This is a genomic window from Sphingobacterium shayense (assembly GCF_013179575.1).
Lineage (GTDB): Bacteria > Bacteroidota > Bacteroidia > Sphingobacteriales > Sphingobacteriaceae > Sphingobacterium > Sphingobacterium shayense.
In genome coordinates this window covers 1-22027 of record NZ_JABMCQ010000034.1, presented here as the reverse complement: position 1 = coordinate 22027, position 22027 = coordinate 1, and the positions used below count along the sequence as shown (strand labels likewise).

The 22027-nt window shown below is 38.7% G+C and carries 20 protein-coding genes; 9 read left to right on the top strand and 11 right to left on the bottom strand.

Features of this window, described 5'->3' with window-relative positions; genetic code table 11:
* Positions 1-81: 81 nt before the first annotated feature.
* The 4 genes from HP439_RS06270 to HP439_RS06255 form a co-directional block, all read right to left on the bottom strand.
* The gene (locus HP439_RS06270) at positions 82-690 is read right to left on the bottom strand and encodes a superoxide dismutase (RefSeq protein ID WP_216657779.1); all 609 of its coding nucleotides are present in this window, start codon (positions 688-690) and stop codon (positions 82-84) included.
* Positions 691-787: 97 nt separating this feature from the next.
* Positions 788-1258 (bottom strand): nucleoside deaminase, encoded by a 471-nt coding sequence (locus HP439_RS06265; protein ID WP_172389491.1) that lies wholly within the window; start codon positions 1256-1258, stop codon positions 788-790.
* A gap of 2 nt (positions 1259-1260) precedes the next feature.
* A complete protein-coding gene (locus tag HP439_RS06260) occupies positions 1261-1602 on the bottom strand; it encodes a tRNA-binding protein (protein WP_172389490.1) in 342 nt (113 codons plus the stop codon).
* A gap of 3 nt (positions 1603-1605) precedes the next feature.
* Positions 1606-1821 (bottom strand): hypothetical protein, encoded by a 216-nt coding sequence (locus HP439_RS06255; protein WP_172389489.1) that lies wholly within the window; start codon positions 1819-1821, stop codon positions 1606-1608.
* A gap of 64 nt (positions 1822-1885) precedes the next feature.
* Here HP439_RS06255 and HP439_RS06250 point away from each other — a divergent pair, with 64 nt between their 5' ends.
* From HP439_RS06250 to HP439_RS06230, 5 genes are all read left to right on the top strand, one after another.
* The gene (locus HP439_RS06250; RefSeq protein WP_172389488.1) at positions 1886-2467 is read left to right on the top strand and encodes a porin family protein; all 582 of its coding nucleotides are present in this window, start codon (positions 1886-1888) and stop codon (positions 2465-2467) included.
* Positions 2468-2634: 167 nt separating this feature from the next.
* Positions 2635-3408 carry a succinate dehydrogenase cytochrome b subunit gene (locus HP439_RS06245; protein WP_172389487.1) on the top strand — a complete coding sequence of 258 codons (774 nt, stop codon included), beginning with the start codon at positions 2635-2637 and terminating at the stop codon, positions 3406-3408.
* Positions 3409-3452: 44 nt separating this feature from the next.
* A complete protein-coding gene (locus tag HP439_RS06240; RefSeq protein WP_172389486.1) occupies positions 3453-5387 on the top strand; it encodes a fumarate reductase/succinate dehydrogenase flavoprotein subunit in 1935 nt (644 codons plus the stop codon).
* Positions 5388-5444: 57 nt separating this feature from the next.
* Positions 5445-6221, top strand: a complete 777-nt coding sequence (locus tag HP439_RS06235) for a succinate dehydrogenase/fumarate reductase iron-sulfur subunit (protein WP_172389485.1) — start codon at positions 5445-5447, stop codon at positions 6219-6221.
* Between the two features lie 92 nt (positions 6222-6313).
* Complete coding sequence (locus tag HP439_RS06230; RefSeq protein WP_172389484.1) at positions 6314-10054, top strand: sensor histidine kinase; 3741 nt, start codon at positions 6314-6316, stop codon at positions 10052-10054.
* Positions 10055-10290: 236 nt separating this feature from the next.
* On the opposite strand, the gene HP439_RS06225 is transcribed toward HP439_RS06230, so the two are convergent.
* The 3 genes from HP439_RS06225 to HP439_RS06215 all read right to left on the bottom strand — a co-directional run bounded on the left by HP439_RS06225 (position 10291) and on the right by HP439_RS06215 (position 13310).
* Entirely contained in the window at positions 10291-11253 is a 963-nt protein-coding gene (locus HP439_RS06225) for a hypothetical protein (RefSeq protein WP_172389483.1), read from the bottom strand.
* A 100-nt stretch (positions 11254-11353) separates the two neighbouring features.
* A complete protein-coding gene (gene gmd, locus HP439_RS06220) occupies positions 11354-12499 on the bottom strand; it encodes a GDP-mannose 4,6-dehydratase (protein ID WP_172389482.1) in 1146 nt (381 codons plus the stop codon).
* Between the two features lie 244 nt (positions 12500-12743).
* A complete protein-coding gene (locus HP439_RS06215; protein WP_172389481.1) occupies positions 12744-13310 on the bottom strand; it encodes a hypothetical protein in 567 nt (188 codons plus the stop codon).
* Positions 13311-13708: 398 nt separating this feature from the next.
* Here HP439_RS06215 and HP439_RS06210 point away from each other — a divergent pair, with 398 nt between their 5' ends.
* A complete protein-coding gene (locus HP439_RS06210; RefSeq protein ID WP_172389480.1) occupies positions 13709-14623 on the top strand; it encodes a lysylphosphatidylglycerol synthase transmembrane domain-containing protein in 915 nt (304 codons plus the stop codon).
* A 4-nt stretch (positions 14624-14627) separates the two neighbouring features.
* Positions 14628-15338 (top strand): SDR family NAD(P)-dependent oxidoreductase, encoded by a 711-nt coding sequence (locus HP439_RS06205; protein WP_172389479.1) that lies wholly within the window; start codon positions 14628-14630, stop codon positions 15336-15338.
* Positions 15339-15386: 48 nt separating this feature from the next.
* Here HP439_RS06205 and HP439_RS06200 read toward each other — a convergent pair whose 3' ends face one another.
* Complete coding sequence (locus HP439_RS06200; RefSeq protein ID WP_172389478.1) at positions 15387-16739, bottom strand: alpha/beta hydrolase family protein; 1353 nt, start codon at positions 16737-16739, stop codon at positions 15387-15389.
* 256 nt (positions 16740-16995) lie between these two features.
* Here HP439_RS06200 and HP439_RS06195 point away from each other — a divergent pair, with 256 nt between their 5' ends.
* Positions 16996-17742: a lysophospholipid acyltransferase family protein gene (locus tag HP439_RS06195; RefSeq protein ID WP_172389477.1), complete on the top strand. Its 747-nt coding sequence runs from the start codon at positions 16996-16998 to the stop codon at positions 17740-17742.
* Here the strand turns inward: HP439_RS06195 and HP439_RS06190 are convergent.
* Together HP439_RS06190 and HP439_RS06185 are read right to left on the bottom strand one after the other, a co-directional pair.
* Complete coding sequence (locus tag HP439_RS06190; protein ID WP_246229278.1) at positions 17739-18878, bottom strand: glycosyltransferase family 2 protein; 1140 nt, start codon at positions 18876-18878, stop codon at positions 17739-17741. The two genes, HP439_RS06195 and HP439_RS06190, sit on opposite strands and share 4 nt — an antisense overlap.
* On the bottom strand, positions 18856-19773 hold the full coding sequence (locus tag HP439_RS06185) for a flippase-like domain-containing protein (RefSeq protein ID WP_246229276.1): 918 nt from the start codon (positions 19771-19773) through the stop codon (positions 18856-18858). The genes HP439_RS06190 and HP439_RS06185 overlap by 23 nt, the downstream gene beginning before the upstream one ends.
* Positions 19774-20034: 261 nt before the next feature.
* On the opposite strand from HP439_RS06185, the gene ruvC reads away from it, so the two are divergent.
* Positions 20035-20601 (top strand): crossover junction endodeoxyribonuclease RuvC, encoded by a 567-nt coding sequence (gene ruvC, locus HP439_RS06180; RefSeq protein ID WP_172389475.1) that lies wholly within the window; start codon positions 20035-20037, stop codon positions 20599-20601.
* Here ruvC and HP439_RS06175 read toward each other — a convergent pair.
* Positions 20598-21650: a hypothetical protein gene (locus tag HP439_RS06175; protein WP_172389474.1), complete on the bottom strand. Its 1053-nt coding sequence runs from the start codon at positions 21648-21650 to the stop codon at positions 20598-20600. The two genes, ruvC and HP439_RS06175, sit on opposite strands and share 4 nt — an antisense overlap.
* Positions 21651-22027: the final 377 nt, after the last annotated feature.

Here is a 22027-nt window from a genome sequence, read left to right as displayed (position 1 = left end):
TTATCTTTCATAACACCTCATTAACAAAAAAACAGGCGGTAATCATAAAAATAACCGCCTGTCAAACTTATGTTTATTCAATTATTTTGCTTCTTGGAAACGTTTTGCAACAGCATCCCAGTTAATTACGTTGAAAATCGCTTCAAGATATGCTGGGCGCTTGTTTTGATACTTTAAATAGTAAGCATGCTCCCAAACATCAATTCCTAAAATTGGAGTGCCTTGTACTTCTGCAACATCCATTAGCGGATTATCCTGATTCGGCGTAGAAGATACAGCCAACTGGCCATCCGCTTTAACAATTAACCAAGACCATCCAGAGCCAAAACGTGTAGCACCGGCATTTTGTAATTGCGTCTTCAACTCTGCGAAAGAACCAAATGTCGCATTAATCGCATCTGCCAATTCGCCAGTAGGCTCTCCTCCTGCGTTAGGACCTAAAATAGACCAAAATAATTTGTGGTTAAAATGTCCACCACCATTATTACGTACACCTGCAGCATACTTCGAAATATTCTTATTAATTTCTTCCAACGACAATCCCTCAGCATCCGTACCTGCAATTGCTTTATTCAAATTGTCTACATATGCTTGGTGATGGCGATCATGATGGATCTCCATGGTGTCTTTGTCAATGTGTGGTTCCAACGCATCCGCTGCGTATGGTAAAGCTTCTAATTCAAATGCCATAATATTATTTTTTTTGATACTTATTATTGTTAATAATACGAATATAACAAATTCAAAGCAGCTTCGGTTTTAACCAACGACGAAAATTCGTAATTCATTATCTTTTATTACGAAAAAATGATGTTACCAGATCACTACACAGCTCTTCCAACACCCCTCCAACAATTTCTGTTTTGGGGTGATATAATTTACCATATCGCGACGCACCTCGCTTGTCATCGGCTGCACCATAAACCACTTTTGAAATTTGAGCCCAATACGATGCTCCAGCGCACATCACACAAGGTTCGACTGTCACATAAAGCGTACAATCCTTTAAGTACTTCCCGCCCATATAGTTAGACGCAGCAGTAAACGCCTGCATTTCCGCATGCGCTGTGACATCGTGTAGTCGCTCTGTCAAATTATACCCTTTCCCTATTATCTTTCCCTGACTGACAATAACAGCCCCAATGGGTACTTCATCTTCTTGAAGCGCCATATTAGCAAGCTTCAATGCCTCTCGCATAAACAACTCATCGATTGAAACCGCAGAGTCACTTTCGTCTCCAAATTGATAAATCCGCATATTTAAATTAATTTTACTCCATTGGGCACCTTCAACTGAAGTGCCGTTAACACAATATGCCCATCGCTATCTTCAACCCCTGTAACCAAACACTCCGACATGAAATCCGCGATCTGCTTTTTGGGAAAATTGACGACCGCCAACACCTGTCTATTTATAAGATCTTCTTTTGTATAATGGTGGGTAATTTGCGCACTGGATTTTAAGATCCCTATTTCACTTCCGAAATCTATTCGTAATTGATAGGCAGCCTTTCGTGCTTTAGGAAAATCATCCGCTTGTATAATCGTTCCTACCCGTATATCAACAGATTGGAAGTACTCCCAAGAAATTTCTCTGGACATCTGCTACAGGCTATTAGATTGAATACTAGACAATTCCTTAGATAGCGTAAATAATACGTATTCCTTATTTCGGCGGAGTCTCGCCGCCAATTTAAGCAGTAAATCTTCCTCTTGTCCAGGCGTATATAGAAGGTCGTCATCAGTAAGATGATTATACTTTCTACTCAATTTTATTTTGAGAGTTTCCCACTCTTCTGCAGATATTTTAAGTACACCCATATATCATTAATTGAAATAAATACGTTAATATTGTAATTTATTAAAATAAACAAATATTTTTCACATGAAAAAATCTCTACTTACTTTAATTTGTTTGATTGTTGCAATAAGCGCTTCGCAAGCACAACTACTTCCAAGCATTAAGTTTGGTGTGAAAGGGGCTCTAGGGTTTTCAAGCCTAAGTTCTGAAGGAAAGCTTTTTAATTCGGACACTAAAACTGGCTATCAATTAGGTTTATGGGGACGTGTAGGAGTAGCTGGATTCCATGTTCAACCAGAAGCATATTATGCAAATAAGAAAGTCGGTGTTGAAACCGGAGATCAAGAAGGAGACGCGACTTTTAAGAGTTTTGATGTACCAGTATTGTTAGGTACTAAAATAGGTATTGGTCCTATAGGCTTTAGAATTCAAGCTGGCCCTGTATTTTCTTTTGCGCAAGACGGAAAAGTAAGCTTTACTACTGCGACTGATTGGGATAGATATAAGAAAACCTCTACTGGCGTAATCGGTGGTATTGGAGCCGATATCAGTAAATTCACCGTTGATCTTCGTTACGAACATGGGCTTACTGACTTAAATGATTCACCAGATTACAACCAAAAGATCCGCATGTGGACAGTTGGGGTAGGTTTTGCATTCTTATAGGACTTTTTCCAAAACTGGAGTAGTCACAATATACTGGGCTACACTGATTTTATTCGGTGTAGCCCTTTTTGATTAGAATAATTCTAAATTATTCGTTTTTCCAGCCTATTGTCAAAATTTTGTTAACAAATGGATAGATTTGCGAAATAATATAAACATTAAGGATAATGAGTAATTCAAAGCCAGCATTAAGTTCTTCCTTAGGAAGAAAGCTAATCATGAGCTTAACGGGGATTTTTTTATGTACATTCCTGGTAGTTCACTTGATTGGTAACTTGCAATTATTTAAAGATGACGCAGGTTACGCTTTCAACAACTATGCGTATTTTATGACGCATTTCACACCGATTAAAGTAGTTTCTTACCTACTTTATGCTTCTATTATTATTCACGCTATCTATGCAATTGTCTTGTCTTCGAAAAACAAGGCTGCGCGTCCGATCGGCTACGCACAGTACGATGGTAAAGCGAACAGTAAATGGAATTCACGCAACATGGGAATCCTAGGAACAATCATCCTTGTTTTTATTGCTACCCATTTACAAAATTTTTGGTGGAAATACCATAATGATCAGGTGCCTTACATTGAGTACCGTACGGATCTTGCAACGGGCGCAACGGCTGCTCAAGAAATTCAGGCAGGTGATTTCAATGATTTTCAAAAGACTGTTGAAAACAATGTCGAAATTGTCAAAGCCCGCGACCTTTACAAGCAGGTTGATTACGCATTTGAGAATATTGGTTTAGTTATTTTATATGTGATCGCTATGGCAGCTCTCGCATTTCACCTTATCCATGGTTTCAAGTCTGCCTTCCAGACTTTAGGCGTATCTCACAAAAAATACGTGCCTATAATTGAATTTTTAGGAGTGTGGGTATTTGGAGTAATCATTCCAGTGTTATTCGCATTAATGCCATTATATTTTTATTTCGTTAAATAATATTTAAGATATATCGATATCTGTTAAATATAAAGTATTCAAATATGTTAGATTCAAAAGTACCTGCAGGCCCATTAGCCGAAAAATGGTCAAAACATAAATTTGACATGAAGCTAGTTAACCCCGCCAACAAACGTAAATTCACTATTATCGTTGTTGGGACAGGATTAGCCGGTGCTTCAGCAGCGGCGTCCCTTGCCGAACTAGGTTACAATGTAAAAACCTTCTGTTATCAAGATTCTCCACGCCGGGCGCACTCAATTGCTGCTCAAGGAGGAATAAACGCTGCTAAAAACTATCAAAACGACGGTGACTCTGTCTACCGCTTGTTTTACGATACAATTAAAGGAGGCGATTACCGCGCACGTGAGGCAAATGTATACCGCCTGGCTGAAGTATCGGTCAACATCATTGACCAATGTGTCGCTCAAGGAGTTCCTTTTGCACGCGAATACGGTGGATTATTAGACAACCGTTCATTTGGGGGTGCGCAAGTCTCTCGTACGTTCTACGCTCGTGGTCAAACCGGGCAACAATTACTATTGGGTGCTTATTCAGCATTGAACCGTCAAATCCAAAAAGGAAAAGTAACTTCGTACACGCGTCACGAAATGTTAGATTTAGTAAAAATTGACGGACATGCCCGTGGTATCATCACTCGTGATCTAGTCACTGGTAAAATAGAGTCTCACGAAGGTCACGCTGTACTACTTTGTACCGGAGGTTACGGGAACGTTTTTTTCCTTTCAACAAATGCGATGGGCTGTAACGTGACAGCAGCATGGAGAGCGCACAAACGTGGCGCCTTCTTCGCAAACCCTTGTTACACGCAAATCCACCCAACTTGTATCCCAGTTACTGGAGATCACCAGTCGAAACTTACATTGATGTCAGAATCATTACGTAATGACGGTCGTGTATGGGTACCAAAAACAAAAGAACTATCCGCTAAACTTCGCAAAGGAGAACTGAAACCTTCAGACATTCAGGAAACAGATAGAGATTACTTCTTGGAAAGAAAGTATCCCTCATTCGGTAACTTAGTACCTCGCGATGTAGCCTCCCGTAACGCAAAAGAAATGGTTGACGACGGTCGCGGCGTAGGAAAAACCGGTGTTGCAGTTTTCTTAGATTTCGCTGAGGCAATTCAACGTCTAGGTAAAGATACTGTTGCTGCTAAATACGGAAACTTGTTCGACATGTATTATCAGATTACTGACGAAAACCCATACGAACAACCGATGCGTATTTATCCTGCGGTCCACTATACAATGGGAGGTATTTGGGTTGACTACAACCTTATGACAACAGTCCCTGGCCTTTATGCTTTAGGAGAATGTAATTTCTCCGACCACGGAGCTAACCGTTTAGGAGCATCAGCGTTGATGCAAGGTTTATCCGACGGATATTTTGTGATTCCTTACACTGTTGGTGACTATCTAGCAAAACTAGGTTCATTTGCACCGATAGATAAGAAAGACCCTGCATTCGAACAAACGCGCAAAGAAGTAGAAGATAAAGTTAACGCTTTATTAGCACTTAAAGGATCGAAAACTGTTGACGATATTCACAAAGAACTTGGTAAGATCATGTGGGAGTATTGTGGAATGGCTCGTACAGCCGAAGGCTTAACAAAAGCGAAAGGTTTAATCCAAGAGCTTAAGAAAGATTTTTGGACGAACGCAAAAGTTTTAGGAGATAATGAAGAACTGAATTTGTCGTTAGAAAAAGCTGGACGTGTTGCAGATTTCATTGAGCTAGGAGAATTGATGGTCGATGATGCTTTGAATCGGGCGGAATCATGTGGTGGTCACTTCCGTCTTGAATCTCAAACAGAAGAGGGAGAAGCGAAAAGGGACGATGAAAACTTTACTTTTGTCTCCGCATGGGAATTTAAAGGAGAAAATCAAGCCGAAACTCTTCATAAAGAAGAATTGATATTCGAAAACGTCAAATTAACACAAAGAAGTTATAAATAGTGGGCAAAGGGAGAAATGCTTGTCCTTCTCTCCCTTTCACTGCTTAACAATATTATCATGGCACAACATATGAATTTAACGCTTAAAATTTGGCGTCAAAAAAATGATAAAACAAAAGGTCAATTCGTGACTATCCAAGCGAAAGACATTGCTGATGATATGTCTTTCTTAGAAATGCTTGACGTCGTAAATGAGGACCTAACACGCAAAGGTGAAGACCCCGTTTACTTTGATCACGACTGTCGGGAAGGTATCTGTGGTATGTGTTCATTAGTTATTAATGGACGTCCCCACGGACCTAAATATGGGATTACAACTTGCCAATTACATATGCGTTCATTTCACGATGGTCAAACCATTGTAATTGAACCATGGAGAGCTGCCGCATTCCCTGTCTTAAAAGATTTAGCAGTAGACCGTACGGCATTCGACAGGATCCAACAAGCCGGAGGCTACGTGAATGTAAACACTGGTGGCGTACCAGATGCGAACGAAATTGCAATTCCTAAACGGGTGGCTGACGAAGCTTTCGAGTCAGCAACATGCATCGGATGTGGAGCTTGTGTTGCGGCATGTAAGAATGCATCAGCGATGTTATTCGTTTCAGCAAAAATCTCACAATTTGCCTTATTACCTCAAGGTCAGACAGAACGTTACGAACGTGCTCAAGCAATGGTAGATCAGATGGATGCCGAGGGATTTGGTAACTGTACAAATACTGGCGCATGTGAAGCGGAGTGTCCTAAAGGCATTAAGCTATCGAATATTTCAAGAATGAACCGTGAGTATTTTACGGCGAAATTCTTCCGTGAAGAAGATGTCCACGTACAATAAGATTTAAATATACTACGGCAAATTTGAGTCCCTGTTATTATTAAATAGCAGGGACTTTTCTTTATATTTACAATTCACGAAACGTAACTTAAATGCTTACCAAGATTCGATTCCTTCTCTTAATTCTTACTTTGTCATTAATTGGTACTGCTATAACTATCCACTTCACAATTACCGATGAGGATATGCTCACTTTGGACGAACGTAAACTTACCTCGAAGATACATGAATTTGAGGATCGAATTGAAGAGGTAATAAACGACACTCTGGTAAGTAAAACTTTTCAAAATGTAGACAACTATCCTGTTCAAGTTTCCACTATAAGTCATGAATTGGCTAAGGAAAATATCTACTTCTATATTTATCGTGACAATCAAATTGTACACTGGTCAACCAACATTTATGTTCCTGTAACCGATGTAGGTTTGCGTCGGGAAACATCCTATCTACAATCGGAAAATCGCTCTTTTCTTGTGCGTAAAAAAGAGCTTAATCATGGTATATCCGTCTTAGCACTGGTACCAATAAGAGATAATTTTCAAAGTCCAAATAAATTCCTCGGAAACAATTTTCTTCCAGATATTGACGTCAATAATATTGAAATTGCACAATATAATGACGACAAACATATTCGAAATATATATAGCAAAGATAAAAGCTATCTTTTCTCGATAAAATTGACTGATGGTAAGAAAGACAATATATATATTACACTTCAGTTTATTTGCTGGGTTTCCGCATTGATTTGTTTCTTAATCCTTATCAACAGTATCTGTTTCCACGTTGCAAAAAACGGCCATCCGTGGCTCGCTATACTTCTCTTCTTAGCAGTTCTGATTCTGGTGCGCTATATTGATCTAAAATCTAATTGGCTCTCGATACATTCAAGTTTAGAAATCTTCGATCCGAAATATTACGCATACAACGAATTCCTACCAAACATTTGGTCGTACTTGACAACGACCGCATCAATATTCTGGCTACTCTGTTTTATCAAAATTATACAACAAAGACTAGTTCTACCTGCTTTTGTACACAAAGGTTATAGCCCAGTCATCCTTTCCTTTGTTGGGATTTTCTCGATTTATGTGATTGCACAGCTCATGTATTATTTCTTGGGAACACTTTTAACACACTCCCCTTTGCATGAGCAAGATTTTACCAAGATTCTTGATTTGGGCTTTTACGGTTGGATTTGTATAATATTATTCTGTTTTAATGTTACAGCGATGATATTATACACAGACGGAATTGTTCAAATGATCCGATATTTTCTAAAAGACATCACGTTAATGTTAAATATTGAGCTGATCTGCCTTATTGTTTCGCTCATAGTAACGACGTTCGTGGGTTTCAACGTGTTCTTTTGTATCTTCTTTGGGATCTTAATATTTCTCAGGACTTATAAAACATATAATGACGCAATTCCCTATCAACTATCGGTCTTTATATCCACCATATTCTTAATCTCGAGTATCTCCGTAATTGCGTATAATCACTACAACCGAATTAAAAAAACGGAGACGATGAAACTGGCCATATCTCATTTGCTTGCTGAGGACGATATGAATGCCGTTTCCCTTTTTATTGAATTGGAGAAGAATATTAACAATGATTACCGTTTAGAAAAATTGATCAACCTAAATGATAGCACACATAACGTATCCTATATAACAGATTACATTAAAACGAGATACCTCAGCGGATATCTATCGAAATTTGATTTCGAAGCATATTATTATAACAACGATGGTAGGCCATTAGAAAACTACCCGGTCAATAAAGCCGCTCAATTTCGAGAGAATGTAATTAAAAGCGCTGTAAAAATTCCTTTGACTTCAAACTTTTATCGTTTGCGCAGTGAATTGGGGACACATGAATACATTACGCATATATCAGTCCCCTATGAGCACGATCCAGATAGACGATACCATATTTATATTAATCTCAAAAACCAATCCTACAGCACTCTACTTCCATATCCGGAAATATTATCTGACAATAAAAATCCAAGCTGGCAACTAGAAACCTTACGAGATAACTCTTATGCACTTTATAAAGGAGGCAGTTTGGTGACTCAATATGGCTCATATAGCTATCCAGAAAAAGAGACTTCTTCCAACACTGAGGTCGAACAATATTCGGAGTTAGAGGAAAATGATAACTACATTCATTTAGGCTATAAGCCGGATCCGTACACTTCGATCGTGCTGAGTAAACGAAACACAACTCTATGGGAGTTTTTAGCACTAGGATCCATTATTTTCATCGTGCTGCTGGTGTTTTTCGGCATATTCAACTCCACGAACTATCTAATCAAAACAATTTCGGACAAATCGTTTCAGTCTCGACGAATACGCTACCACTTTCGAATATTATTCAACAATACGCAATACAGTACGCGGATTCAAGCATTAGTTATCCTATCGGTGTTATTAGGTATTTTCTTGTCTGGAGCGATCGCATTTATTAGTATAAACAGGCAAATTGAACAATCAACGACAACCGCACGGATGCGTGAAATTTCTGAGATTACGAAGCGCATCGAGAATCATTTAAGCACAGTAAAAGATGACCTCGACACTAAGATAGTGAGCATGCTTAAAGACATGGCGCCTTCCACCATGACAAATTTTAACCTCTATAACCGTAGAGGGAAACTTTTGTATTCCTCACAGCCGCGTATTTTCGATTTAAAGCTGATTTCAAATTACATTAATCCATCAGCACTTAACAAATTAGCCATATTACGCAAGTCCGAAGCATACGAGCAAGAAAGTATCTCTGACTTTAAGTTCGCGTCAACTTATTCAATCTTAAAGGATGAAGAATATAAAACGATGGCTTATATTAATATCCCATATTACACAACAGAAAAAGATGCCACCGCAAGCAAAAATTTACTTCTAAATACAATACTAAATATTTATACGTTTATCATTATTCTTTTTGGTTTTATCGCGGTGGCATTATCACGAAAAATCACACAACCTCTCGACATCGTACGTCAAAAACTCGCCGAAACACAGTTATCCAACAAAATAAATGAACCTCTTTATTGGGAGCGCAATGACGAAATAGGAATGCTCATTAAAGAATACAACTATATGCTTGTCAAACTAGAAGATAGCGCTAAGCAACTACGTGACGCGGAGCGAGAGAAGGCATGGCGTGAAATGGCTAAACAAGTGGCGCACGAGATAAAGAATCCGCTTACGCCAATGAAGCTTGGAATTCAGCAACTCATTAGAACATACAATGCTGGTGATCCAAAATTCTCGGAAAGATTTCATAGAGTATCTGAATCTATCATCGAACAAATAGACAGTCTGTCAAAGATTGCAACCGAATTTTCTGCATTCGCAAAACTACCTGAAACGAATTTAACAAAAATCAATTTGGTTGAAGAAATCTTAAAAGCCATGAATCTGTTCAACAACACACAAACTAGTATCCTGTTAACTAATGATACAGACGATCAGGAAGTATTCATACTTGGAGATCGAGATCAGGTATTACGGTCATTCAATAATTTATTCAAGAACGCTATAGAAGCGAGTATAGGCCGAAAAAAAGTTCGTATCGGTATTAACCTGAGCTACAAGGATGATAATTGGATCGTTATTCGGATCGACGATAACGGATATGGAATTCCAGAAGAAGTTATTCCAAATATTTTTAAACCTAATTTCACCACTAAAAGTTCAGGAACCGGATTAGGCTTAGCATTTGTAAAACAAACGGTAACCGGAATTGGTGGGAAGATCAGATTTATTACTAAAGCTAATATTGGAACAACATTTATTATTACTCTTCCAAGACTCAAGGAATAAAAATAAATTATCAGAAATGAAACAAAAGTAATATGCTCTATACCTGGTGATTAATGGTTCCCCTCGACGTAAGGTTACGAGGAAAATAATGTTTAATCATCTATCATAGCTCTTTATTGCCGAATTTATACTCGGTTACCTAAAAAAAAGGAAATCTAATAAGATAGTACGAACTCAATTTGATCAATAACTGTTGCCATACCCCTTGAGGTACACTTTTTTTCCTGCGCTGCAGTTTATTTAAGCACTAGCCCCGCTCTGCCCATAATAGCGTTTTCATTATACAGGAGAACAGTATAAGCACCTTTTTGAAACTTATCTAGTGGCCACATAAATTGGTACTCTTCCCCTTTATTAGTGAAGTTTATCCGATCTTTAAATGTATACTGCAACTTCTCTCCGTGCACATAGAAAATGTTATCCGCATCGCCAAATAGATTTCCGACAGGATCAATAATACGAACAAAAATTTCTTTGGAACCCATCTTTGCCAAGGTATTGTCTGCTATGGAAAATAAGATTTGGAGTTCGTCGACCCGTCTCGTCTTAGTTTCTACACTAATATTCCCACTTTTTGAAATTGAAACCCCATTAACTTGTATATTCGACACCTTTAAAGCTGACGCCGCCACCACCTGATTTTTCAACACGTTGTTCTCTTGTGAAAGAGTATTTACTTGTTGATCTACATAAGTTATTTGATTAGCTAAATCACTATTTTCTCTCTGGAGCAGATCATTTTTTGCTTTTAATTCATTAAGGCTAATGCGAAGATCCGAAACGTCCCCTTTAAGAACAGCAACCTCTCGTCTGGCTGATGCAATATCAGCGTCAGATATGGTCTGGTTTTCAAGTTTAGCACGTAAATCCTTGATAATCTCCCGTGCACGGTTTTCAGATGCTTCTAAGGCATTATCGGGATTCTCATTTTTTAATGATATCAAATTATCTAATTCAGCTTCAATACGATCAATTTCGATCTGCAAATCTTGCTTCTGAATCGCCATTGTATAAAGCTTTTCGCCAGAAGATTTAAACTTAACATAAAAATATACGTTCGTAGCCAACAAAGCTGCGATAGCGATTATGAAAAAATAAATTTTTGAATTATTCCTTTTCGGAGGTTCCTCTTTTCTTCCCCCTTGGGTGTCATAGGTACCTTCCTTTTCGATATCTTCTAAATCTTGTATTTCGTGCATTATAATCTTCTTCTCTCTGTTACCCTAAAGCAACTTAAATATTAACAATATGTTAGGTTAGCAAAAACTATTCCAACTAACACATGCCCGTTGATGATTTTTATTCGAAATAATTCATCACGTTAAAGCCGCCTTTGCGGAGATATTCTTCTTTACGCATCAACTGCAAATCACTTTCTACCATCTCCTTAACAAGAAGCGACAGATCATACTTTGGAAACCATCCCAGTTGATTATTTGCCTTACTCGGATCCCCAATTAACAAATCGACCTCTGTTGGGCGATAATATGCAGGATCGACCTTGACAACAGTCTGCCCGAGCTTAATATTTTCTACGGGAATATTAAGGCTGGTCAACAGATCCATATCACAGTCAATGATAACTCCCTTTTCATTTTCGCCTTTACCACTGAACTCAACTTCAATACCCACCTCAGCAAAAGCCATTCGGACAAACTCTCGAACAGCAGTAGTGATACCTGTGGCAATAACGAAATCTTCCGGTTTTTCTTGCTGAAGGATGAGCCACATTGCTTCAACATAATCTTTAGCATGACCCCAATCACGTTGAGCAGAAAGGTTCCCTAAATACAATTTATCTTGTAGCCCTAAAACAATCTTCGCAACGCCCCTTGTTATCTTACGCGTTACAAATGTTTCGCCTCGGACCGGACTCTCATGATTAAAAAGGATTCCATTGCAAGCATACATATTGTAGGCTTCGCGGTAATTTACTGTAATCCAATACGCGTACATTTTCGCAACAGCGTAAGGACTACGCGGATAAAATGGGGTACGCTCACTTTGAGGTACTTCTTGTACAAGTCCGTAAAGTTCGGATGTCGAAGCTTGATAAATACGGGTCTTATTTACTAAGCCTAATAAGCGTACCGCATCTAATATTCGTAGTGTTCCAATTCCATCTGCATTAGCTGTATATTCCGGCGTATCGAAACTCACTTTAACGTGTGACTGTGCTGCCAAATTGTATATCTCATCTGGTTGTATCTCTTGGATAATACGAATCAAATTACTCGAATCTGTCAAATCACCATAGTGAAGTATAAAATTACGTTCGCTTACATGTGGATCTTGATATAAATGATCAATCCTGTCGGTATTAAACATCGATGAGCGTCTCTTCAACCCATGGACGACATAGCCCTTTTTCAGAAGAAATTCCGCGAGATAGGCGCCATCCTGCCCAGTTATACCTGTGATAAATGCTATTTTAGGAGTATCCATGCTTTTCAATATTTGACAAAAATAACAATTATTAAAACTTTCTACCTATATATTAACACACTCGGTCTGATAAAAATGCAAAACACCTCATATTTCAGAAGTGAGCGTAAATTTCAAGAAAACCAATGAATTCTATTGGAAATCGAGGTCATCCACTCCTGAAACTATTATTAAAATATGAAAGCCTGGAGTGGTATCCCAGGCTTTCAGAAGATTTATGTTATTGAATTGTAATAAACATTGTCTATTCCTGAATTTTAGTGAAGTTAAACACAAGATTACCTGACCCTTCGTCCAATGGAATAGCCATTCTCATGACCAAAGATTGACCATCGCTATATGATAGATCAAGTCTATACCCTGAAGTTACATTCTTAGGTGATTCTCCTGCGTAAATCTTCTTAAATTGAAATTCCGGTTGTACGTTATCATTTTTATCATCATATACTGACCACACGATTGTACGTACAGCACCATCGGCACACAAAGTCCCTGAAGCGTTAAACGCAATTGAGCCGCGATAATTCCCACCAGGCAATGTCCACACCGAGCCTAGAAAACAATCGACTGGCGCTTCATCAAAAATATTCTTAATAGTGTATGCGGCAGGTATATCTTCGCGATCAACGGAGTTCAAAACCCATTTACCTTTAAGGCCGCTACGCCATTGCCCTGCGGAAGGACCTTCGCTTCCAACGGATGAGGTTTGGGTAGATGATGACCCCCCGGTTGACTTCTTTTGTGCCCCGCAAGAAGCCAATAACATCACTAATGCAAACACTGTGAATGCTGATAAGATATGTTTTCGCATAATGTAAAATTTAGTTTTCTATTTTTGAGTATATTCGCAAATATATAAAATTGCCTTGATGAGTTTGTCCAAAAATCATACCATAAGCAAAATTGTAGCTAAAGCTGTACTACGGTTAACTGTTATTATAATTGCTGCGCCAATTATAATTTATTTCACCAATCCAGGTGCAATGAAATCGAACGTCAGTTTTCCTTCGATTTGGTCTATCATATCGCCAATTTTACTTTTGCTAGCATTTATCACGCTGCTAGTTTCGGTGTTAAAAAACAAATATATGCGCGTTGACTTAAATTGGCTGATGTCTCTTTCGGGAATATTCACATGTCTCTATCTAATTATGTTCTACGTTCGTGTTCTGGGTGTTTTTAATTGATTATAGAAAAGTATCGGTCTAAATGGGCAAAAAAAGTATATGGACAATTTCTAAAACTCTTTTCAAGGTCATTATCACCTTGGGAGCTTTATATTGGGTGTCCACAAAAATATCATATAAAGATTTAAAAGAAGCACTTGTAGACTGCAATCCAGGCTATTTTGTTTTAGCACTATTAAGCTATGCGATATCACAAATAATAGCGTCCTCGAGACTGAACAGCTTTCTAAAAGTGATAGGTCTTAACGTGAGCGAACGTTACAATATGCGGCTATATCAACTTGGGTTGTTATATAATTTCTTCCTTCCTGGCGGGATCGGCGGTGACGGTTACAAAATATATTTTCTCAAGAAAAATCATAATGTTCGAGGTCGAAAAGTCCTTAGCGCGGTATTCTTCGACCGACTTAGTGGGTTATGGGCTCTAACGATTATTACTGGAGTACTGATTATATGTATGCCTAGGCTCGAAATCCCTAATGTTGTTACTATAGCAACTCTCATTATTGGAACCTCAACCTATTTGTATTTTATGCATCTATTTTTTAGAGATTTTTTTAGAAAGTTTCTAATTACCCATATAAAAGCTCTCGCAGTACAGGGTTTCCAAACGTTAAGTGCTGTTTCTATTTTATATGCAATGCACTTTGATGGTAAGTTTTCCCCGTACTTATTAATTTTTCTTTTGTCCTCACTTGTTGCGATAGTTCCATCCATTCTCGGGGGTGTCGGACTGCGAGAATCGCTTATGACGTTTGGCGCCGAATATTTCCAGTTAGATAGCCATTTGGCAGTGCTAATCAGTCTGGTGTTTTACTTAATTTCATTATTAATTGCAACCTCTGGTATTTATTATATATTAAGGCCTAGCCGTTTAGGTGCGGAAAGGTTACCATCAAGCGCGGAGGTAGAACAAGAACTCGAAAAGGAAGAATGAATCTATGGCAAATATTATAATAACTGGAGCAAGCAGTGGTATTGGTTTTGAAGCCGTACTAGATTTAACGGCGAATAAAGAGAATAATGTCATTGCACTTGCTCGATCAGCTGATAAGCTGCGCAAACTACATGAATTATCAACTTCATTAAACCCCGAGGGTGGGAAACTTTTCCCTGCTCAATTCGACATTGTATTTGACGATTATCAAAATGGCCTTTTGCCTTTTATAAAATCAAAATTTGACTTTGTTGATATTTTAATAAACAACGCAGGGGCGTTAGTAAACAAATCATTTTTAGATACTTCGATGGAAGATTTCGCACGTGTATTTCAAACGAACTTACTTGGGCACGTGAATATGATAAAACATATCGCGCCGCTAATGAATAAAGGAAGCCACATTGTAAACATTGGAAGTATGGGTGGATATCAAGGGTCCGCTAAATTCCCAGGGCTTTCCGCCTACTCTGCAAGTAAAGCGGCACTTGCAGTACTTACGGAATGTCTCGCTGAAGAGTTCAAAGCTCAGGAAATCAAAGTAAATTGCTTGGCTTTAGGGTCATCACAAACAGAGATGTTCGAAGAAGCCTTTCCTAATATGCAAGCGGGCACCCTCGCTTTTGAAATGGGAAGATACATCGCGGAATTTGCCCAGAATGGACACAAGTTCTATAATGGAAAAATCCTCCCGGTCGCTAACACTACGCCGTAACCTATAGCTATCAAAATCTGACTCGTTGGTTACAATAGTTGATTGGCTCTATTTTGTATATAGCCAATCGACTAGATCCGCGAGTACATCTATACTAAAAGTCTCCTCTAAGCTCGCGTATTCGCTTACTCCGCCGGTCTTCGCTTGTTGAAAGAAATGGTTCAGTCCATCATATACCTTTAGCGTAGGGTTAGCTTCTACGGGTAAATTATTTGTCAAACTCTCTAAATTCACCGCATATGGTACCTGCACATCCTTGGTGCCATAGGCCGCAAATACCGGAATATTAATCTGACGAATGAAAGGAACAGGATCTATGCGCATGAAATACCGATACGGTGAAGTCACGAGCATCCTAAATTCGTTTTTCTGCTCTTGAGTTGGCCTCGGAAAAACAGAAGAAACGTTCCTCATTATTTGTGTATAAGCATCCTGATCGGAAAGCGTGCTCTTTACGACCGAAAAATTCTTTCGGTTGATTGTGCGTGCTTGGATCAATTCTTCCTCAGAGAGACCTACCGATCGGCCGACTTGGTACGCTTGTAGCACCATCAACGAATCAATAGCTATAGCCGGAGGTGCTAACAAGCCAATAAAATTAACTTTTGCCGATTTCTGGCCAGCAATCAACATAGCTATTAACCCCCCTTCACTGTGTCCCAGAACACCGACGTTATCTAAATCGACATTCTTTTGTTTCCTTAAATAATCTATTGCTCCTATCACGTCTTTGCTAAAGTCGCCCACTGTGCTATTAGGATAATCGCCTTTAGATTTACCTACACCACGATCATCATAGCGAAGAACCATGACTCCACGCCTCGTGAGATAATCTGCAATAACCTTGAAAGGCTTATGGCCTTCTATGGTTTCATCTCGATCTTGTGGACCGCTTCCGGTTACCAACACAACAGCAGGCATTGGTCCTGCGCCATCCCTAGGAACCGTTAATGTCCCTGCAAGTTTTACCTGATCGAAATCATTAAAAAAACTTACCTCAACGGTATCATAGGGGTAAGGTGCTATAGGCGTCTGAGGTCGGCGTTTTATTTCTTTTACATAGGAGCGTAAAACCAGAGGAATACTTGTACTCCCTCTTTTAAACACCCCGCGAATCATGTCTTGACGCACCTGGCGCCCTTGAAAAGAAATTCTATTCTGGCTATTCGAGAGAAAAACAGAATCCTCACTTATATGTACGCTAGAAAACTGGAACGAATTTACTGCTGTTTGACCGGCCATGCTTGCAGTCCAAACATCGCCCCTATCGTGTTTGAGTATAAGTTCAATAGGTAACTTCACCCCTTGAACTTCAATTTCTCCCCGCCAGTTCCCTTTAAAATCCTGTCCAATACATCCGTAAAACTGGAATATCAACGTTATTATAAACACTAATCGCATATATTACTATTGTTGCGCTATATCACAATCGGGCTGCCAATCTATATAGCAGTCACCTCATTAACTGAAGGCATAGTATGCAAATCTCGTACCTAGATGCAGATTCGCTGAAGGAATACGCCCAATTGTAGCCGTTATACCGCAAAAGGTGTCATTCAAAATATCTATTTTTTTCAACCCGTCGCGCCATTTAGTATTGTTGAAGACGAAAAAAAGCATAATTTTGAAAAAATGTATTTTTGTGAAATTTCAAACTATGAGAAAACTGTTAGGTTTTGTACTTACGCCAATTTTCTACTTATGCTTCTCTTTGTCATTAATCATATTTCATCCCGTTCAGTGGCTTTGCCTTAAATTCGGCGGATATAACGCTCACAAATGGAGCGTAGATGTATTAAATGGCCTATTAGTTGCATGCAATTATACGCTTTTTAACCGCACCGAATTTATTGATAATAAACATCTTCCTTTGGATCGCCCCATCGTCTTTGTTGCCAATCATCAGAGCACCTATGATATTCCGCCATTAATATTCTTTCTACGACGGTTCCACGGAAAGTTTATATCGAAAATCGAACTGGCGGAAGCACGCATTCCTAGCATTTCATTTAATCTCCGACACGGCGGAGCAGCAAATATAGATAGACAAGATCCAAAGCAGTCTATCGCGGAAATCTTGAAATTGGCGGACAATATGAAAACCAAAAATTGGTCCGCATTTATTTTCCCCGAGGGAACACGTACCAAAACAGGAAAAATGAAACCATTTTCTATTGGTGGAATCGCTACGTTGTTAAAGAAAAATCCTGAGGCATTGGTAGTTCCTATAGCAATAAAAAATTCCTATCAGATGGTCAAATATGGTATCTTCCCTTTACGTCCTTTTACATCGATGCGTTGGGAAGTTCTCAACCCAATTGACACTCAAGGATTAACTATTGAAGAGATTGTAAACAGGGCACACGATATCATTAAAGAAAGCGTTGAGGGTAGAAAAGCCTAGTAAACTTTCCGTCCTTTCCAGTCGTACTTACCAACATTACCAGCTAGCCCTATATACACAAGATAGAATGCGTGTATTAATGTTAAAATTGGCACCTGATACATCAATTCCCGACGGTTTACAAATACGGCTATTGGATAGATAAATACGAGCTCAGCTACAACTTTCATTCCTAAAGCAACTAAAAATAGCATATGAATCTCGGGGAGATGAATTAGAAACTGTACCAAACCAACGAGCAGAGCTACATTAAATGTCCAAAAACAGACTCCTAAGATCACAACTCGCTTATCTTTATACTTCGTACTTTTTGAAGCCCACCGCCTGCGCTGGTTAAGGAAGGATCGCAGTGTCGGCTTTGCATCGGTATATATAGCCGCATCAACTGATTTACAGAAATAAATTTTATCTGCATAGCGTTCTGCTACTTTGTGCAAAAAAAGCTCATCATCTCCCGAAGCAAGGTTATCTATTCCGTTAAAACCACCCATCTCATAGAACACATCCTTGCGGTACGCAAGATTTGCTCCATTACAGGTCGTGGGACGACCGTTTCCAATTCCTGCGGCTCCGAGTCCTATTAAGTAAAGAAATTCTAGCGTCTGAAGACGTTCAAAATAACTTTTTTCCTCTGAATAGATCACCGGAGACGATACCATGTAGGCATCCATGCGTTCAAAATAAGTCACGACCGTTCTCAACCAAGTTGATCCCATCCGGCAATCCGCGTCAGTAGTGACAATTATTTCGCCTGTAGCTAAGTCTATTGCGCGCTTAATCGCTAGCTTTTTATACGAATTCAGCTTATCTCCCTCATTTAACTGCAACAGCTGAACCCCTTGATCGGCGTAAGATTTAACAATGGAAGCTGTATTGTCTGTAGAGTGATCGTCTACGACTATAATCTCAAAAAAATCTTTAGGAAATTCTTGCTTTAAAATAGCGTCGATGGTGCGCCCAATATTGTCTTCCTCATTCCGGGCAGCGATTAATATAGATACTTTGGTGCAGATACTTTTATCAGAACATTTATACGGTTTAATCAACGACCAGCCGCGCCGGATATAAAGCATCAACCCTATATAAATAACAAGCATGGCGATGAGAAATAGATTAAGACTTGTTATTACCGACATAATTCACATTAAACACAAACACAGACCCAACAACCGCTGGTAAAATTAAATTTACAAACCAGATACACGAAACAATTGCCATGACGGCGATTTCTTGTGTAGTTATATAGCCATATAGATTACTAGCGACAAAGCTTCGCACGCTAAAGTCAAAAATATCCAACGAGGGCAATGCAGATTGTACAAAAAACAATATAAATATCATCAATACTAGCGAAACAAGAGGAAGTTCCGGTAGAAAGATAACCATAAGCAAAACATATTGCGATGTAAATATTACAAACCTCGCTAAGGAGAGGACCAGTACATACGATAGCTCACGCGAACTAAAATCTTCTAATATAGCGAAAGAAGGTTTTAGTCTTTTCAAAAACCTAAATTTACCTACTAAGTAATCCACCCACTGCACATTGAAATAAAGAACGATAAAGGCAATAGCATAAATCACGGCCAAGAGCCATATTCCAAATTTAACGGAACTTGGTGTAGGTAAATATGTAGCAACGAACCAAGCGATACTTAAAGATCCGAATACACTGGTCAAAACAAGTTGCGCAAATAACCCAACCCCCATCGCAACTGCCCCTGCGGCACGATTTTGCGATTTAAGCAACAAAACTCTGCCCCCATATTCACCAATTCTATTGGGCGTAAAAATTGCCCATGTCAAACCGCAGAACACAGATTTTATCGCCTTCCCCCAACTTATCTGCTCGATGCGTCTACTTAAAAACTTCCATTTAACTACTTCCAGCGCCCAGTTCATTAACATCATTAATACCACACAAACAAGCGTGATATGTAAGACAGGAAATCTAATCCCTCCCATGAGATTTTTAAACTCAATAAGGTTTCCTTGATCGTTGACTTTATTAAAAATAAACCAGGTTGCCAAACCTACGATCGTGAGTTTAATTCCGAGATTTAAGTATTTTTTTTGATGTTTTGTCAATCTTTTAGTTGAAAACACAATGTTACTAATTTTTCACGAAACCTAAACCAATCTGATCGTTAATCTATGACGTCTTTTAAAATTAAATATCGTAAGTATCCAATAAAAATGCACCACCGATGGATATATACTTACCATGCAGCATTTTTAATCAGCATTCACGAACAATAGAAAACAGCAATTAAAAAATCGTAATATTGTACAATGATACGAGAAAAGGCGAAGGAAAGAATTATCTTGGGAATTGACCCAGGAACAGTTATTATGGGATATGGGATAATCAAGCAAGTCGGACAAACGTTATCACTAGTCACACTCGGAGTTGTGAAAATGGGCCATCTAGATGATCATGGATTAAAATTACAGCGAATTTTCAAAAAGACTTCTGCTTTAGTTCAAGAATATCAGCCCGACTGTGTTGCGCTCGAAGCCCCATTCTATGGAAAAAACATACAGGTCATGTTAAAACTAGGACGGGCTCAGGGAGTTGCTATGGCTGCCGCATTAAACTTCGACATCCCTATTTTCGAGTACTCACCAAAGAAAATCAAGCAATCTGTGACGGGAAATGGCTCTGCAAGCAAAGAACAAGTCGCTGCGATGCTTAAGACAATTTTGAATTTCAACGAGACGCCGCAATTCCTAGATGCGACGGATGGTCTTGCGGTTGCTGTATGCCACGCGTTTCAACAAAATAACACGTCAACGTCATCAAAATCCTACTCTGGATGGGAAGCCTTCGTCAAAGATAATCAAAAGAGAATGCGTTAGAGTTTCACTTGACGGATTACGTTCTTAACGTTCAGCTCTACAATATCGGTCATTGTCCGACATTTTAAATAGGACGCATCATTAAAAAATGAACCATACCCATCTCGAAGCTGTTTAATATTCTCAGGAGTAGACAATTCCTGCAATTTGGATGCATCACGGAGATCCTTGATCCGGTGTCGTTCACTTCGGACGCGATGAACAATAGATGAGCGTTCTTCTTGCTGATACTGTAACACCGTTTTTTCGTTAAGATGCTCCATAGCCAGTTTAACTAGTGGAAAATTTTCCTTAAAATACTGTGGCATATATACACGAGGACTTCCTTCATAAAATTGTTGATCGAAGTCAATTGCTCGTATACGAAACTGAAAGTCATCGAAATCGGGAGTTATCTGCATAACGAAATTATATGCCCTCATATCTCCAAGCAAAGAGATTATACAACGCTCATTAAACTTGACGAATTCTTTAGCGATTCGAGTTTGATTATATTCTGGATTTAGTAGCCCATTTTTCGCAAAGACATCCCCGGGGATACCCACAATATGCTCTTCTACCAACGTCTCTCGATCGACAAGGTAGTTCACTTGATTTGGAGATAATATTTCTTCCAGCTCTAGTCCATATATTCGCGATGCGTCTGCTTGTTTAATGTAAAAGTAATCATATACATCATTAAGTCTATTAATTATACGGACACGAAAAGGTTTCGTATTACCAAAAGCACAATATTCAATACGATCAATAATTTTATGCTCAACTATCCGAGTATTTCCAGATGCCTTAAGCACTGCATACACAACTTTTAGCCCCTCGTAAAGTTGGTCCTGGAGGTGTGGCGGATACAAAGGTGTCTCCCAAAATGTGTCATTTCCATATTTATCCATTACCGGAACTGTTTCGGTAAAGGTTAACAAGTCACGATAACACACAGGCAGTCTAGCGTCACGTTGATATATACGCAAGTACTTCGTTAAACCAGCAGCCACCGGATAAATTGGCTTCTTACGAGATATACGAACATCCTCCATTTCGTTAAAATCCATACGCGTAAATATACATAATCTAGAAATGCAACCGTTCTAAAAAGACTATGATCTACCAAAAAAATACAACAATTTCAAAAAAGGATTAAATTTTTATCAAAAATAAAATACAATTAGAAAAATACTTAGTATTTTTACAAAAAAAACAAAATTATTATACAATAATGGTTTATCAGTTGATAAAGAATAAAAAGGAAGAAGCTCCCCGGGGAGAGGAACTTCTACGCTAACCAATTATAAACCTATGTTATTTTGAGGGAGTAACAATTTTTTAACAAAACTTTCACTTTTTTACCGTCTTGTTGAAACAAATATAGGAAATACCTGTGTTTTTATTAAATTTTTTTAAAAAAATACATACTTTGCAAATAAACAAC

Excerpts from the sequence above, each read along its gene's own strand:
- HP439_RS06270 (WP_216657779.1), bottom strand. The coding sequence starts at position 690 with ATGGCATTTGAATTAGAAGCTTTACCATACGCAGCGGATGCGTTGGAA.
- HP439_RS06265 (WP_172389491.1), bottom strand. The coding sequence starts at position 1,258 with ATGCGGATTTATCAATTTGGAGACGAAAGTGACTCTGCGGTTTCAATC.
- HP439_RS06260 (WP_172389490.1), bottom strand. The coding sequence starts at position 1,602 with ATGTCCAGAGAAATTTCTTGGGAGTACTTCCAATCTGTTGATATACGG.
- HP439_RS06255 (WP_172389489.1), bottom strand. The coding sequence starts at position 1,821 with ATGGGTGTACTTAAAATATCTGCAGAAGAGTGGGAAACTCTCAAAATA.
- HP439_RS06250 (WP_172389488.1), top strand. The coding sequence starts at position 1,886 with ATGAAAAAATCTCTACTTACTTTAATTTGTTTGATTGTTGCAATAAGC.
- HP439_RS06245 (WP_172389487.1), top strand. The coding sequence starts at position 2,635 with ATGAGTAATTCAAAGCCAGCATTAAGTTCTTCCTTAGGAAGAAAGCTA.
- HP439_RS06240 (WP_172389486.1), top strand. The coding sequence starts at position 3,453 with ATGTTAGATTCAAAAGTACCTGCAGGCCCATTAGCCGAAAAATGGTCA.
- HP439_RS06235 (WP_172389485.1), top strand. The coding sequence starts at position 5,445 with ATGGCACAACATATGAATTTAACGCTTAAAATTTGGCGTCAAAAAAAT.
- HP439_RS06230 (WP_172389484.1), top strand. The coding sequence starts at position 6,314 with ATGCTTACCAAGATTCGATTCCTTCTCTTAATTCTTACTTTGTCATTA.
- HP439_RS06225 (WP_172389483.1), bottom strand. The coding sequence starts at position 11,253 with ATGCACGAAATACAAGATTTAGAAGATATCGAAAAGGAAGGTACCTAT.
- gmd (WP_172389482.1), bottom strand. The coding sequence starts at position 12,499 with ATGGATACTCCTAAAATAGCATTTATCACAGGTATAACTGGGCAGGAT.
- HP439_RS06215 (WP_172389481.1), bottom strand. The coding sequence starts at position 13,310 with ATGCGAAAACATATCTTATCAGCATTCACAGTGTTTGCATTAGTGATG.
- HP439_RS06210 (WP_172389480.1), top strand. The coding sequence starts at position 13,709 with ATGGGCAAAAAAAGTATATGGACAATTTCTAAAACTCTTTTCAAGGTC.
- HP439_RS06205 (WP_172389479.1), top strand. The coding sequence starts at position 14,628 with ATGGCAAATATTATAATAACTGGAGCAAGCAGTGGTATTGGTTTTGAA.
- HP439_RS06200 (WP_172389478.1), bottom strand. The coding sequence starts at position 16,739 with ATGCGATTAGTGTTTATAATAACGTTGATATTCCAGTTTTACGGATGT.
- HP439_RS06195 (WP_172389477.1), top strand. The coding sequence starts at position 16,996 with ATGAGAAAACTGTTAGGTTTTGTACTTACGCCAATTTTCTACTTATGC.
- HP439_RS06190 (WP_246229278.1), bottom strand. The coding sequence starts at position 18,878 with ATGTCGGTAATAACAAGTCTTAATCTATTTCTCATCGCCATGCTTGTT.
- ruvC (WP_172389475.1), top strand. The coding sequence starts at position 20,035 with ATGATACGAGAAAAGGCGAAGGAAAGAATTATCTTGGGAATTGACCCA.
- HP439_RS06175 (WP_172389474.1), bottom strand. The coding sequence starts at position 21,650 with ATGGATTTTAACGAAATGGAGGATGTTCGTATATCTCGTAAGAAGCCA.